Raw genomic sequence first — 15792 nt, 5'->3', positions numbered from 1 at the left:
TCTCACTCCATATTTTAGATATCTGTATCTTTTAAGAGAATACTTCCTGTTGTTGTACTCAACTTAACAAATACAAGATTTTCATCATTTAATCTTCTAAATTCTAAAGATTGATTCGTTCGATCTTTTTTCTCGCGAACAATTTCAACTTCAGACATACGATTTTTAATACTTCCAAAATTCGTCTTACATGCCCCGTCTACTCCCACAGTTTCTGGAATAGCTAATTTTATTGTTCCATTCACTGCACTGGCTTCAATTTTTTTGGGCTCTGAACCGATTGGTGTTGTTAATCTTATCTCACCATTAATTAATGAAACACTGATACTTCTGATATCTGCTTGCGTTTTTACATTTCCATTAACAGTTTCACCTAGAAAATCAATAATTTGACTATCCACTACTTCGATTTCACCATTTACACCTTCAACTTCAAGCATACTTGCTGATACATTTTTGATTTTCATTTCACCATTAGTTGATTTTAGATAGATATCACCTAAATCTAAATGATTTAATTTAATATCACCATTTAACATCTTCACTGACATATGATCATAGTTACGTTTTGGTAAGTAAAAGTCTAAATCTACTTTCATCCGTTTATTAGGAACTTGGAAAGAAATTTTTTCATCATTGACTTCGATTTCACTACGCTCTAAGAAGGCTTGGAATAAACTTTCTGAGTTAGTCTTACCATAAAATTTAATGTCAGCAACAATTTTAACATCTTTTTGATCCCAAGTTTTAAAATTAACTTTTCCATTTGCCACTTTAACATCAATTAGAGTCGCTTCATTATCAGGATACATAAATTCATGGGTTAAAGACTGACTAGCAACTCCTGGAACTTTAATATTGATATCTTTCCAATCCACGTTGTCATTTACTGAACTTGTTACTGCATCAATCGTTTTCTTTAAGAAGCTTCCAAATTGGGTACTCGCTTCTCCTACTTTTTCTCCGACTGTACTAAAGGTATCGTTGGCTTGCTCTTTCCAATCTTCTGGAATATCAAACTTACTTTTCCATTCTTCTTTAGTCGTTTCTTTTTGTTCTTTTTTGAAGTCTTTTAATTCTTCTCTAAGTGTTTCTTTCTCTTCAACTAACTCAACTTTTGTTGTTTTTAAATATGCTAAGTCGTTTTCTAATTGCTCACGTTCCGCTTTTTTATTATCCGTTAAACCATCTAAATCTTCCATTGTATTTAAAACGGTAATCGCTTCTTCTTTTTCTTTAATATCTTGATCTAAGCCTTCAATTTCAACAGAAATCTCATCGATATTTGCTGAAACTTCATTAATACCTTCTGTTAACTCAGCTAAAATTTTCTCTAAATTTTCCTTATCTTTGCGTTCATTCTCTTCTAACTTCTCAAAGAAATCTGCTGTATCCGTTTCACTCGTTTGATTAATCAAGTCTTCTACCGATTGGCGTTCCTGTTTGCCACCCTCAGTTTTTTCTGGATTAATTTGAACTCTTGTATTATTTTTTACTTGTGACGCTTCTTTATTAACTAATTTTTCATCTTTTTCCGTAGCGATATTTTCCAATAAAACCAAAGCTTCCTCAGTAGACAATACACCTTTTTTTACTAATTCTAAAATTCTATCTCTTTCTTGCATCTTTGATAGCCTCCTTGTTGGTTTATATTTCTTATATTGCTATTATGCCTCTTATTTTTCATTTTGTCATAGGACTTGAGTTGGATTTATTAGTCTATCTCAAGAACCTAAAAAATAAAAAAGAGACTGAGTACTGACTCAATCTCTTTAAACTTTAAATTGTTTATTCTATAAACCGATAAATGGGCTTGGATCCATGAACCCAGACCAAATGCCTGTTGCAATTCCAAAATGCAAATGATTTCCGGTTGAATTACCTGTTGTTCCTACTGCCCCAATGATTTCTCCAGCTGAAACATCTTTACCAACAGATGCGCCTGGTGCATTCATGTGCATATAGTAAGTATAATAACCATTATCATGTTGGATAATCACGTGATTTCCTGCACTTCCTTGATAACTAGACTCAACTACTTTACCAGCTCTTGATGCCATAATTGGTGTTCCACCTGGTGCTGCCATGTCAATACCTTCATGGAAATCACCTGAAGCACCTGTTGGATCTTGTCTTCCACCAAAGCCACTAGTAATAGTAAATGAGTTTAATGGACGCTGGAAACCACTAGCATAATTAGTTCCAGGTGTTGATTGGCTATTATCTGTTGAGCCTTTTTCACCTGATGGTTTAGCCAATGATATTGGTTGTTCTGATTCTAGTTTTTCTTCTGCCGCTTTTTGTGCTGCTTGAACTGCTTTTTTAGCTGCAGCTTCTTTTTCTGCTACTTCTTTTTCTCGACGAGCCTGCTCTTCTGCGATACGTTTAGCTTCTTCTTTTTGAGCAACAAATTCAGATTTTTTGTTTTTTGAATCATCTAAATTTTTTAAAATTTCACTAGCTAATTTTACTTGTTCAGCTTGTGAACTTTCTAATTCAGCCTGTTTTCCTTTTAAAATTTCTGCTTTTTCAGTGATTTCTGCCACTTTTGTTTCAATATCAGTTTTTTTCTTTTCTAGACTAGCCTGATCTTCTTTTTGGACTTCCATAATATCATTGTTAGCAGAAACTAACTTAGTATAAGCAACTGTTCTTCCAATTGCATCTGATAAAGAATCAGAATCTAATAAAACATTAACAATATCTTGTTTTTCTTGGTTAATTTGTGTAGATCTTGCTTGTTCTTCAATTTTTTTATTTCTTTTTTCTATTTTTTGTTCTAACTCTTTAATTTCATTTGCTAATGTATTAACTTCTTTTTCTAGTTTTGATTTTTCACTTAATAATTCATCTTTTTCATTCGTTAAATTTGTTATTTTTGCTTCTAAATCAGCTAAACTACTTTCTGTAGCTGCTTTCTTATCATTTAATTTTTTAATATTTTGTTCTTCATTTGCAATCTTATTATCTATACTTTCAGCTTGAACAATGCTTGGGCATGTTAATCCCATGATAGAAACAGCTGCAACACTTAATATAATTGATTTACTTATTTTCATAGTTTTATTTACCTCGGCTTTTTTTAATCGCTTAATAAACTATACCACAAGTGAACATATAATTAAATTACAACTAGGTTACAATTTATGACGATTTAATTCAAAAGTTATTCATAATTAATGGTTTACTCTATACACCTGTACACAAAAAAATGTTAAACTTTAACTTATTTAAAATTTTATTTTAGGGGCGACATTTGTGTTTAATTTAAACCGTAATAAAAAATATTTATTATTAATCGTTCTACTTATTACAATTTTATTAGTTTATTTTTCTTTTCAATTTGATAATTATCAACAACCTATTGGAAAAATAGTTTCTGAGGAAGTAATATCTACAAGTAAACAAGTTGACGAACATGGCAATACGGATAATCTTACCGAGCAATTACTAACCGTGGAATTACTAAATTCCAAAGATAAAGGTAAACATCTAGAAATTCTTAATAATTATAGTAATTCTCAAATAAAAAATCATGTTTTTCATAAAAAGGAGATTGTTTTTTTACATCTGTCAAAAAATAATCATTCTCTTTCAGCTAATATTGAAGAATTAAAAAGAGACAGTTACTTAATTATATTAAGTGCGTTTTTAATTAGCTTATTGATTCTTTTTAATGGATTTCATGGTTTAAAAATACTAATTAGTTTTTTACTAAATGCTAGCATTCTAATTTTTCTTTTCTTAATTTATAGACACAGTAATAGTAATTTACTCTTTTTATTTTTTTTGATAGCAATTCCTTTGCTTGTAACGCTTACTTTTCTCATCACTAATGGTTGGAATACAAAAACGAAAATAGCCATTTTTTCAACTTTAACAGGGAGTTTACTAACTTTTTCTATTGGATATATCACCATAGCGTGCTTATCCCATCAAGGACTTCATTATGAGGAAATGGAACTCGTCACACGTCCTCCTCATTTATTATTTTTAAGTAGCTTATTAATTGGGTCTGTAGGCGCTGTGATGGATGTCTCTATGACTATTATTTCTTCTTTAATGGAATTAGTTCAAATAAAAAAAGAACTAACACTTAAAGAACTTCATACATTTGGTAAAAAAATAGGTGAGGATATTATGGGGCCGATGATCAATATTATGTTTTTTTCTTATTTAAGCGGTTCAATTCCTCTTATTCTTATTTTTCTAAGAAATGAAATGTCTTTATCTTATACTTTCTCGATTACTCTTTCTCTAGAGCTGGCTCGTGCTCTTATTGGTAGTATCGGTATTATATTGGCTATTCCAGTTTCTATTTGGACTACTAGCTTTTTTCTCAAGAAAGGAAACTTATTATGAGCGTTAATTTTTTGTTGCTTTGTTTTTTAGCTATTCTAATGTGGAAAATTGGAGGATCCAAAGGGTGGCTTGCTCTTACTGCTTTAGGTTTAAACCTCCTTTTTATGTTTATCATGCTTATTCTTATAAATTGGGGATTTTCACCTGTTATACTAACTATAATTACCAGTTTAATTATCACCTCTATGAACTTATTCTTTATTAATGGGTTAACAACTAAAACAATTGTCGCTTTTTTTAGTAGCGCCATCATTCTTATTTTTATGGTATTTTTAATTTATATTTGTGTCAACTTTATGCAATTACAAGGTTTACCTACAGAAGAATTAATGGAAATGGACATGTATTCATTGAATATCGGCATCTCTTTTCTATCTCTTAGCATATCAGTCATGATTATGAGTGCTGTCGGTGCAATCAATGACATTGCCATTTCAGTTTCGGCAGCAATCGGAGAACTACATCAATCCAACAATGAGTTAACTAAAGACAATTTATTTAATTCAGGAATGATTATTGGAAAAGATATCCTTAGTTCCACTATGAATACAATCATTTTTGCTTTGATTGGAGGTCAAATAGCCCTGTTCATTTGGGTTAGTGACTTAAATTATTCATTTGCGCACTTCATCAATACAAAAATCCTTGTGAGTCAATGGGTTACATTGTTGATTAGCGGAATTGCTATCACTCTAACAATTCCGATTACTTCCTACTTAATGATTTACCGGATAAAAAAAACTGACGTCTCAACATAATTTGAGATGTCAGCTTTTTTTATTTATATATTATCTTCATAATCTTCTAGATTTAATTCTTCTATTTTTCCAGTCGTTAAGTAGACAATCCATTCACAAATATTCGTTACATAGTCACCTAGTCGCTCTAAGTAGCCAGCAACTTGCAGGTAATCAGCCCCAACAATAACTGTTTCTGGGTTTTCTTGCATCGCTCTAATTGAATGACGATAAATTGATTTAAAGTAATTATTAGTTACTTTATCACTAATCGCAATTTCAATTGCTTTTTTGCTATCTGTTTTAACATAAGCAACAAGCACTTCACTCACCATTACCATAACATGTTTAGCCATATCAGAAATTTCATTTTCAATTTCTAGCACACGTTTATTACCTTTAACACGAATTGTTGATTTAGCGATTGAAACTGCGTGGTCACCCATTCTTTCTAAATCAGAACTTGCTTTCATAATAGTTACAATATTTCTTAAATCCACTGTAACAGGCTGCTGCAAAGCAATCATTTCAAAACATTTTTTTTCTAAATTTTGTTCTTGTAAATTAATATTTTCATCTGATTTGATAACTTCTTTTGCTAAGCTTTTATCATGATCAATAAACGCTTTGACCGATTTGCTAATTGATTCATTAACATCTTGTCCCATAGCCTCAAATTTATTATGTAAATTTTGTAAATCCTCTTCAAACTGACTTCTCAGCATAACTTCATCCCCTTTATTTTTTAGCCAAATTTCCCTGTGATATAATCTTCAGTTTTTTGTTCTTTTGGATTAATGAATATTTTTTTTGTTTTATCGTATTCAATCAAATCGCCATTTAAGAAAAAAGCTGTTTTGTCTGAAATACGTGACGCTTGTTGCATATTATGTGTCACCATAATCATTGTATACTGCTCTTTTAATTCTAATAACATATTCTCTATTTTACCACTTGATACTGGGTCAAGCGCACTTGTTGGCTCATCTAAAAGAATCACGTCTGGTTTTACTGCTAAAACACGGGCAATACAAACGCGTTGCTGCTGCCCACCTGATAATGACAAGGCACTTTTATTTAATTTATCTTTTACATCATCCCATACAGCAGCAGCCTTTAGACTTTCCTCAACAACACGGTCTAATTCTTCTTTAGAATGATTGCCAGATAGCCTTAATCCATAAATAACATTTTCATAAATAGAAAACGGAAACGGATTCGGCTGTTGGAACACCATACCAATTTGTTTACGTAACATAACTGTATCTGTTTTAGGACTATAGATATCTTTTCCTTTATACGAAACATTCCCTGTAATTGTCACAGAAGGAATTAAATCATTCATTCGATTCAATGTTCTTAGATACGTTGATTTACCACAGCCAGATGGTCCGATTAAAGCAGTAATCCCGCCTTCATCAAATGCCATTGTAATTCCTTTTAACGCTTCATTCTTACCATAATATAAATGCAAATCATTTGATTCTATAATAGCCACGTAACTTCCTCCTTATCCGAAATGTCCAGATACATAATCATCTGTTGCTTGAATTTTTGGTCGTGTAAATATTTTTCTTGTTTTATCATATTCCATCACTTGTCCCAAATAGAAAAAGGCAGTATAGTCACTAATTCTAGAGGCTTGTTGCATATTATGAGTCACAATAATAATCGTATAATCTTCTTTTAGATTTATTAATGTTTCTTCTACCTTGCTTGTTGAAATCGGATCTAACGCACTTGCTGGCTCATCTAATAATAACACATCTGGTTTCATAGCGATTGCCCGAGCAATACATAAACGTTGTTGTTGACCACCTGACAGCGCTAAGGCGCTTTTATTCAAATCATCTTTTACTTGATCCCATAATGCCGCTTGTTTTAAGCTTGTCTCAACAATTTCGTCTAGTTGTTTCTTATCTTTAACACCATGTTGCTTTAAAGCAAACGTTATATTTCCATAGATTGATTTACTAAATGGATTAGGTCTTTGAAAAACCATTCCGATATGTTTACGCATTTCATACACATCAACAATTTTAGAATTAACATCTGTATTTTCATACATAATTTTCCCAGTAATTTTCGTTCCATCTATTTCATCATTCATACGATTTAAAGAACGTAAGTAAGTCGATTTTCCGCAGCCAGATGGACCAATCAATGACGTAATCTTATTTTCTTCGAATTGAAGACTAACACCTTTAATCGCTTCATTGTCTCCATACCATACATGAAGATCATCGGTTGCCAATGCTATTTTTCTATCCTTTTCATTCAATTGAATAATATTTGTTTCATCTAGATTATATTCTTTCATTATAAATCCCCTATCTATGCTGAAGTAATCTTCTTGTGCAGTCTCTTACCAATAAAACGAGCTAAGAAATTAAAGAGTAGCACGGCTAATATTAATACCGCTGAGGAACCAGCTGAAACTTGAGCACCATCAGGCATATTTCCTTCGCTGTTAACTTTCCAAATATGAACAGCCAATGTTTCGGCTTGTCTGAATATGTTTAACGGGCTTGTTATACTCATTGGGTTCCAATTGGTAAAGTCTAGAGCTGGTGCACTTTGTCCAGCTGTATAAATTAAAGCAGCCGCTTCACCAAAGATACGACCAGAACCTAAGATAATCCCTGTTAGAATTCCTGGTAATGCTTCTGGAATGATGACACGAATCACGGTTTCCCATCTAGATAATCCTAAGGCAAGTCCAGCTTCTCTTTGTGTATAATGTACGGCTTTTAATGATTCTTCTACGTTTCTTGTTAAAAGAGGTAAATTAAAGAAAGTTAAGGCTAATGCTCCTGAAATAATCGAGAAGCCTAATCCTGCTTGAATAACAAAGATTAAGAAACCAAACAAACCAACGACAACAGAAGGAAGTGAGCTTAACACTTCAATCGATGTTCTAATAATATTAGTTAGCATATTATCTTTGGCATATTCTGATAAATAAATACCTGCACCTAAAGAAATAGGAATACTAATTAACATTGTAATGACAAGTAAGTAGAATGAGTTGAATAGTTGAATACCAATTCCTCCACCTGCTTGGAAACTTTTAGAAGGCTTCGTTAAGAAATCCCAACTAATATGAGGTAATCCACGACCTAAAATATATAATAATAAACTAGCAAGAATCGCTGTAATGACTATGGCAATGCCGTAAAGAACGCCAGTAGCTATCTTATCTGCTTTTTTTGCATTCATTATTTCATTGCTCCTTTCTTACCAATCATTCGTGTAATAATATTGAAGAATAATGACATTAATAATAATAGTAACGCTAATGACCACAAGACATTATTTTGTAATGTTCCCATAATCGTATTACCAATTCCCATCGTTAACACACTTGTTAAAGTCGAAGCTGGTGTAATTAAATTGTGTGGTAGTAGTGCAGCATTACCAATCACCATTTGAATCGCTAAAGCTTCACCAAACGCTCTTGCCATACCGAATACAACCGCTGTTAAAATACCTGGCACTGCTGATCTTAGAACAACTTTATAAATTGTTTGCCATCTCGTTGCACCTAGCGCCAAAGACGCTTCTCTATAATGTCTGGGAACTGCTTTTAACGCGTCAACTGTCATTGACGTTACCGTTGGTAAAATCATAACAAATAAAACAAACGTTCCGGCTAAAATACCAAAACCAGAGCCACCAAAGACACTTCTAACAGCCGGAACAATTACTGATAAACCAATGAATCCGTAAACTACTGATGGAATTCCCACAAGTAACTCGATAACCGGTTGTAAAATTTTTGTTCCCAGTTTGGGCGAGATCTCTGTCATAAAGACCGCAGCCCCAATCGCAAACGGTGTTGCAATTAATGCAGATAAAAAAGTTACGATGAAAGAACCTAAAATCATTGGCATCGCACCAACTAATGGCTGTCCATCTTCACCAACAGAACTTGGATTCCACTCTGTCCCAAATAAAAAATCAGATAAATTAACTTTATCAACAAAAAATGTTGCTAATCCCTTACTTGCTACAAAATAGAAAATGGCAATAACAACCGCTACAATAAGTGAAATAGCTAAAAAACTAATTGTTTTTCCAAATTGCTCTAATCGTCTTTTTGGAGATTTTTTTAAAAGTTTACTTTGAATATCTTCCAACACAATTCCTCCTATTAAAAAGTCTTTATTTAATTCGACTTAATATTTCCTTCAACATCTCTAGTAACTGCCATTTTAGAAACAGGAATATATCCTAACTGAGGAACAATTTCATTTTGAACAGTATCAGATAACATATAATCTAAAAAATCTTTTGTTAATCCTTTTGCTTCACCTTTTGTGTACATATGCTCATAAGACCAAACAAACCAGTCATTCTTCATGACATTTTCTTCAGTAGGTTTCACACCATCAATTGTCAACGTCTGAACGTCCTCTGTCACATAAGAAAATGCTACATAACTAATTGCACCGGGTGTTGTACTTACAATCTGTCTTACCATTCCCGTTGATTCTTGTTCTTGAGAATTTTTCGATTCCTCTCCATCTAAGACCCACTGTTCAAATGTATGACGACTCCCACTTCCAGAAGCTCTGTTAAGGAGAACAATTTTTTGATCTTTTCCTCCAACTTCTTTCCAGTTAGTTATTTTTCCAGTAAATATTTTTTTCAAATCCTCTTTCTTGATATCTTTAACACCCACATTTTTATTTACAATCGGTGTTAATCCTACTACGGCGACTTGATGATCAACTAACTGGTCACTTTCTATCCCCTTTTTCTCTTCTGCAAATAAATCAGAATTACCAATTTCGACCGCTCCAGATTGAACTTGGCTCAAACCAGTACCACTACCACCACCTTGGACGTTAATAAACTTACCAAGATTAGTACTGCTATACTGTTCACTAGCAGCTTCTACTAAGGGTTGCATAGCTGATGATCCTACTGCATTTATCGACTCACCATTATCTACTTTGCCACAACTAACCATCACTAATGTCAGAGCAATTAAAACGGCTCCTTTGTACATTTTTTTCACGGGTTAACCTCCTACTAAAATTACACTAATTAATATACTTTTCTATTTAAAAAATAACTCAAACTAAACATATAATTTGAGAGAGAAAATTGCAAGTCTTTTTACATTCTTTTTACAATTAAGAATTTTTATATTTGAATGTTATAGATAAATCAAAAAGACAAAAAAATAGTAGTTGACAGTTTAATGTCAACTACTAAACATATTATATTTTTAAGAATCTTCTCATTGATAGAACTGATCCAACTGAACCAATAACTACGCCTATTACAAGAAGCAAAAGATTTAATTGAAGGACTAAAGTTGCTGGTGAAACGAGTTCATAAGCAGCCGATGCCATCATACTTTTAGTAAATATAAAGTAGACTTGTGCATAACCAAACGAAATAAGTAAGATTGGGATGATTGATCCTAGAACACCTATAAATGCGCCTTCTAAGAAGAAAGGCCAACGAATGAAACCATTTTTAGCACCTACAAGACGCATAATTTGAATTTCACGTTTTCTCGAAATAATTGTAATCCTAATAGTGTTTGAAATTAGGAAAATGGCTACAGCAACTAAGAACACCGCTGCTATCGTTCCCCAAACTTTAACATTTTTGGCAATTGAGAAAATTTTATCTGAATTTTGACCACCATAATCAGCCTTATGAACATTTGGTGCTTTAGAAGCTGATTTCTGAATCTCTTTTATTGCCTCTGAATTTTTAGCAGTTAAAATAAACACATCATACAATGGATTATCATCACCATCAAACAACTTCCAAGTGTCACCTAATTTATCAGTTAATTTTTTATATTCATTTTGCTTGCTAGAAAAGACAACTTTTTCTACATCAGGAATTTTTTTTAGCTCTTCTCCTAATTTATCTGTTTCTTCTTTGGACGTTCCGATCTCAACAAAAACTGAAACATCTACGTTTTTATTAATATCCTCGGCAATTTTGGTCACATTTAGGATAACTCCTAAAAATATTCCTACTAATGTTAAGGTAACAGCTACGGCACTAGCAGATGCTAATGTCATCCATCCATTACGTTTTAAGTTCTTTAATGCACTACCTATATGTCTGAAAAAATTTCTAATCATCGTATCCGTAATCCCCCTCATCTTGATCTCTTGTGATTCGACCATTTTCAATCGCTAGGACGCGGTGACGAATTTCATTTACAATCATACTATTATGTGTTGCCATAACTACAGTTGTACCTTGTTGATTAATACGATCTAGTAAATCCATAATTTCCCAAGAGTTTTCTGGATCTAAGTTTCCTGTTGGTTCATCAGCAATCAATACTTTTGGGGTATTAACAATGGCACGAGCAATCGCAACACGTTGCTGCTCCCCACCTGATAATTCATTTGGAAAGACACGAACTTTATGCTTTAATCCTACTAAATCTAACACTTCCATGACACGTTTTTTTACTTCACGTGGTTTTTTACCAATTACTTGCATCGCGTAAGCAACGTTTTCATAAACTGTTTTTTGTGTTAACAACTTATAATCTTGGAAGACAATCCCGATTTCACGACGTAAATAAGGAATGTTTCTGTTTTTAATATTTAACAAATCATAGCCGCAGACTGTTAAATTTCCCTTAGTCGCTTTTTCTTCACGGTACATCAATTTAATAAAAGTTGATTTTCCTGCCCCACTAGGTCCTACTACATAAACAAATTCTCCTTGGTTTATGTTAACGGATAAGTTCCTAACTGCAGTTGTTCCGTTCGAATATTTTTTTGTTACTTTCTTCATTTCAATCATTAGCATTCTCCCCAATTTATTTAATAAAGTGACTGCTTTTATTAACGCGTTCAAGTTAGTATAACATGACTTTTACCAGATGTTAATTTCATTTCATTACAATTCTATTTCAAAAATATAATCATAGTCATATTCTTAACTATCTGACATTTTCCACCTTAAATAAGCGTCAATAAAATTATCAAGATCGCCATCCATAACACTTTGTGTATTGCCAATCTCAAAATTTGTTCGATGATCTTTAATCATTGAGTAAGGGTGAAACACATAGGATCTAATTTGCGACCCCCAACCAATCTCTTTTTGTTCTCCGCGAATAGCTGCGGCCTCTTGCTCTTTTTTTTCTTCTTCTATTTGATAGAGTTTTGCTTTAAGCATTCCCATCGCTTGTTCTCTATTTTTAATTTGCGAACGTTGTGCTTGAGAAGAGACAACAACACCAGTCGGTAAATGCGTAATTCTGATGGCTGAATCAGTTTTATTAATATGCTGACCACCGGCTCCACTAGCTCTGAATGTATCCACCTTTAAGTCGTCTGATTTGATGTCTACAGTCACATCATCTGTTAATTCTGGCATTACATCTACAGAACAAAAAGAAGTATGTCTGCGACTATTTGAATCAAATGGTGATATTCTAACTAGCCTATGAACGCCCTTTTCAGACTTCAAATAGCCATAAGCATTGAATCCTTTGACTAAGAGCGTAACGCTTTTAATACCTGCTTCATCCCCTGATTGATAGTCTAACGTTTCTATTTGATACCCTTTACTATCAGCCCATCGTGTATACATTCTTAGAAGCATGCTTCCCCAGTCTTGAGACTCTGTTCCTCCCGCTCCTGGATGGAGTTCGATAATCGCATTATTATGATCATATTCTTCACTAAGAAGTTGTGCTAACTCGTATTTTTCCACTTCTTGTTTTAATTCTTTCACATTATTAATTAATTCAGAAAAAATGTCTGGATCTTCCTCTTCTAAAATCATCTCATACATTAATATTAATTCTTCTAATGTACTTTCTAACTCATTAAACGTTTCGTACTGAGCTTTCAATTGATTCGATTTATCAATGACAATTTGTGCTTTCTCAGAGTTATCCCAAAAGCTTGGTTCTGACATGATTGATTCAATTTCTGCTATTTGTTCTTCTAGGTCTTCTAGGTCAAAGAGACCCCCTAAAGTTACTAATTTTACTAGATAAATTATCTAATTCATTTTTTATTTCACTTAATTCCATAAAAAATCCTCCCCTAAAAAATAAGCAAAGCGACTCAGATTAACTAAGTCGCATAGCTTTTTAAACTGGCTTACCGTGACAGTTTTTATATTTTTTACCACTGCCACAAGGACATGGATCATTTCTTCCAACTTTATCATCTACTTTAACTGGTGCTTTCTTAGTATCAGAAGAGACAGTCCCTTGTTCATCAGTTGGTTTAACCGCTTCACCTTGAGCGACTTGTTCTCTTTGAACATTTTGACGAATTTCTGCTTTCATAAATAATCTTGTTGCTTCAAATTCAATTGAACCAACCATATCTAAGAACATTTGATAACCTTCTGTTTGGTAATCAACTAACGGATTATTTTGACCATATGCACGTAAACCAATTGACTCTCTTAATTGATCCATTGCATCAATATGATCTGTCCATTTAGTATCAACAACACGTAAAATAACAACTTTTTGGAATTCTAGCAATTGTTCAGAGCTATCTAAAATTTCTTCTTTTTCTTCATAAAGAGCTGTTGCTTTACTTAGAATGAAAGTTTTCATTTCTGCAGGCGTTTTCCCATCAAAATCAGTTAATGAAATAGCATCCTCATGAGTAATCGTTGAACCCACAAAGTCAACTAGCCCTTGTAAATTCCAATTAGTTTTTTCACCTTGTGTGTGACTATCAACATAGCGTCCAATTGTTCTTTCAATCATTCCCATTAATACAGGTTTTAAATCTTCATCTGATGTGATCACTTGATTACGTTGACGATAAATAACTTCACGTTGTTCGCGCATAACATCATCATATTGTAAAACATTTTTACGTGTATCGTAGTTATTACCTTCCACACGTTTTTGAGCTGATTCAACTTGTTTCGTAAACATTTTACTTTGAATAACAGCATCTTCTTCTTCTAAGTTCATACGCTCTAAGAATGTTTTAATTCGCTCAGAACCAAAACGTTTCATCAAATCATCTTCTAAAGAAAGATAGAATTGTGTCACACCTGGGTCTCCTTGACGACCTGAACGACCACGTAATTGGTTATCAATACGTCTTGATTCATGACGTTCTGTACCAATAACAGCTAATCCACCTGCTTCAATTACGCCTAAACCTAAACGGATATCCGTACCACGACCAGCCATGTTAGTTGCAATTGTTACTGAACCTTTTTGACCAGCATTCATGATTATTTCAGCTTCTTTAAAATGGTTTTTAGCATTCAACACTTCATGTGGAACATTTGCTTTGTTTAATAAATCTGATAATAATTCAGATGTTTCAACTGCTACAGTCCCCACAAGAACAGGTTGTCCATTTTCATGACGCGCTTTAATATCTTGCACCACTGCATTAAATTTACTTGTTAATGTTGGGTATAAAAGATCAGCTTTATCATCACGAACAATCTCTCTATTTGTTGGAATTTGGATAACTTCCATATTGTAGATTTCTCTAAACTCTTCTTCTTCTGTTTTAGCAGTACCTGTCATTCCAGATAATTTTTTATACATACGGAAATAGTTTTGGAAGGTAATATTTGCCATTGTTTTAGTTTCATCTTCAATTTCTACGCCTTCTTTGGCTTCAATTGCTTGATGAAGACCATCCGAATAACGACGACCATCCATGATACGACCAGTAAATTGATCAACGATCATTACTTTTCCTTCTGTCACTACATAATCGATATCTAAAAGCATAATGTAGTTTGCTCTTAGTGATTGATCTAAGTAATGCGTCAATGATGTGTTCTCAATATCATATAAATTTTCTACATCAAAATGTGTTTCTGCTTTTGAAATACCTTGTTCTGTTAAAGCAATTGTTTTTGATTGAATATCGATTTTATAGTCGTCTTCATTCACTAATGACTTAATAAAATTATCCGTTCTATTGTATAATGCTGTTGATTTTTCAGCTTGTCCTGAAATAATCAATGGTGTTCTTGCCTCATCAATTAAAATTGAATCGACCTCATCCACAACCGCAAAATTCAATGGACGTTGTACCATTTGTTCACGGTACACAACCATGTTATCTCTTAAATAATCAAAGCCTAACTCATTATTCGTTGAGTAAGTAATGTCACATGCATAAGCTAAACGTTTTTCTTCAGATGATTTTGAGTTGATATTAAGTCCAACCGTTAATCCTAAGAAATTATATAGCTCACCCATTTCACTTGCATCACGTGTTGCTAAGTACTCATTAACAGTAACAACGTGAACACCTTCACCAGATAAGGCGTTTAAATAAACTGGCATTGTTGCCGTTAGTGTTTTACCTTCACCTGTTTTCATTTCTGGGATACTACCTTCGTGTAAAACCATTCCCCCAATAATTTGAACTTTATATGGGAATAAGCCTAACACTCGTTTTGCTGCTTCTCTAACTACCGCAAACGCTTCAAACATTAAATCATCTAACGTTTCACCTTTTTGGTAACGTGCTTTAAACTCTTCAGTTTTAGCTTGCAATGCTTCGTCACTTAATTGTTCCATTTCATCTTTTAGAACCTCTACTTTATCTGCTAGGTGTCCTAAACGTTTTAAATCTTTTTTATCATTTTCTATTAACTGTTTCAAAAAATTAGCCATGAATTAAATCTACCTCTCGTTCATATTCATTTGACAATATTTATTTATAATAAAATGAGTTCATCT

The 15792-nt window shown here is 33.1% G+C and carries 14 protein-coding genes; 2 read left to right on the top strand and 12 right to left on the bottom strand.

The features are described 5' to 3' along the window. Nucleotides 1–14: 14 nt before the first annotated feature. Nucleotides 15–1625 carry a daptomycin-sensing surface protein LiaX gene (gene liaX, locus FM121_RS10390; protein ID WP_086952096.1) on the bottom strand — a complete coding sequence of 537 codons (1611 nt, stop codon included), beginning with the start codon at nucleotides 1623–1625 and terminating at the stop codon, nucleotides 15–17. Nucleotides 1626–1793: 168 nt separating this feature from the next. Continuing rightward, nucleotides 1794–3059 (bottom strand): murein hydrolase activator EnvC family protein, encoded by a 1266-nt coding sequence (locus tag FM121_RS10385; protein ID WP_086952095.1) that lies wholly within the window; start codon nucleotides 3057–3059, stop codon nucleotides 1794–1796. Nucleotides 3060–3258: 199 nt separating this feature from the next. Between FM121_RS10385 and FM121_RS10380 the strand changes: the two genes are divergently transcribed. Together FM121_RS10380 and FM121_RS10375 are read left to right on the top strand one after the other, a co-directional pair. Beyond that, nucleotides 3259–4362, top strand: coding sequence for a YibE/F family protein (locus FM121_RS10380; protein ID WP_179203854.1), 1104 nt, complete (start codon nucleotides 3259–3261; stop codon nucleotides 4360–4362). Beyond that, nucleotides 4359–5120, top strand: a complete 762-nt coding sequence (locus FM121_RS10375; protein ID WP_086952093.1) for a YibE/F family protein — start codon at nucleotides 4359–4361, stop codon at nucleotides 5118–5120. Before FM121_RS10380 ends, FM121_RS10375 begins: the two co-directional genes overlap by 4 nt. Before the next feature lie 23 nt (nucleotides 5121–5143). Here the strand turns inward: FM121_RS10375 and phoU are convergent, their stop codons facing one another. The 10 genes from phoU to secA all read right to left on the bottom strand — a co-directional run bounded on the left by phoU (nucleotide 5144) and on the right by secA (nucleotide 15726). Then, on the bottom strand, nucleotides 5144–5824 hold the full coding sequence (phoU, locus tag FM121_RS10370) for a phosphate signaling complex protein PhoU (RefSeq protein WP_086952092.1): 681 nt from the start codon (nucleotides 5822–5824) through the stop codon (nucleotides 5144–5146). Between the two features lie 20 nt (nucleotides 5825–5844). Beyond that, a complete protein-coding gene (pstB, locus tag FM121_RS10365; RefSeq protein WP_086952091.1) occupies nucleotides 5845–6597 on the bottom strand; it encodes a phosphate ABC transporter ATP-binding protein PstB in 753 nt (250 codons plus the stop codon). A 12-nt stretch (nucleotides 6598–6609) separates the two neighbouring features. Next, nucleotides 6610–7419: a phosphate ABC transporter ATP-binding protein PstB gene (pstB, locus tag FM121_RS10360; RefSeq protein WP_086952090.1), complete on the bottom strand. Its 810-nt coding sequence runs from the start codon at nucleotides 7417–7419 to the stop codon at nucleotides 6610–6612. A gap of 14 nt (nucleotides 7420–7433) precedes the next feature. Then, on the bottom strand, nucleotides 7434–8318 hold the full coding sequence (pstA, locus tag FM121_RS10355; RefSeq protein ID WP_086952089.1) for a phosphate ABC transporter permease PstA: 885 nt from the start codon (nucleotides 8316–8318) through the stop codon (nucleotides 7434–7436). Beyond that, the gene (pstC, locus tag FM121_RS10350; protein ID WP_086952088.1) at nucleotides 8318–9238 is read right to left on the bottom strand and encodes a phosphate ABC transporter permease subunit PstC; all 921 of its coding nucleotides are present in this window, start codon (nucleotides 9236–9238) and stop codon (nucleotides 8318–8320) included. The genes pstA and pstC overlap by 1 nt, the downstream gene beginning before the upstream one ends. A 29-nt stretch (nucleotides 9239–9267) precedes the next feature. Continuing rightward, nucleotides 9268–10113, bottom strand: a complete 846-nt coding sequence (locus FM121_RS10345; protein ID WP_086952524.1) for a phosphate ABC transporter substrate-binding protein PstS family protein — start codon at nucleotides 10111–10113, stop codon at nucleotides 9268–9270. Between the two features lie 214 nt (nucleotides 10114–10327). Next, complete coding sequence (gene ftsX, locus FM121_RS10340; protein ID WP_086952087.1) at nucleotides 10328–11215, bottom strand: permease-like cell division protein FtsX; 888 nt, start codon at nucleotides 11213–11215, stop codon at nucleotides 10328–10330. Next, nucleotides 11208–11894, bottom strand: coding sequence for a cell division ATP-binding protein FtsE (gene ftsE, locus FM121_RS10335; protein ID WP_086952086.1), 687 nt, complete (start codon nucleotides 11892–11894; stop codon nucleotides 11208–11210). Before ftsE ends, ftsX begins: the two co-directional genes overlap by 8 nt. 135 nt (nucleotides 11895–12029) lie before the next feature. Next, a protein-coding gene (prfB, locus tag FM121_RS10330) for a peptide chain release factor 2 (RefSeq protein ID WP_143597081.1) occupies nucleotides 12030–13137 on the bottom strand; the annotation gives its coding sequence in 2 pieces (ribosomal slippage) (nucleotides 12030–13064 and nucleotides 13066–13137; 1107 coding nt in all). 60 nt (nucleotides 13138–13197) lie between these two features. Then, a complete protein-coding gene (secA, locus tag FM121_RS10325) occupies nucleotides 13198–15726 on the bottom strand; it encodes a preprotein translocase subunit SecA (protein ID WP_086952084.1) in 2529 nt (842 codons plus the stop codon). Between the last annotated feature and the right edge of the window lie 66 nt (nucleotides 15727–15792).

The sequence above is a fragment of the Vagococcus fluvialis bH819 genome, from assembly GCF_900163795.1.
Lineage (GTDB): Bacteria > Bacillota > Bacilli > Lactobacillales > Vagococcaceae > Vagococcus > Vagococcus fluvialis_A.
The sequence above is the reverse complement of the archived record's forward strand: the minus strand, read 5'-3'. Positions and strand labels throughout refer to the sequence as shown.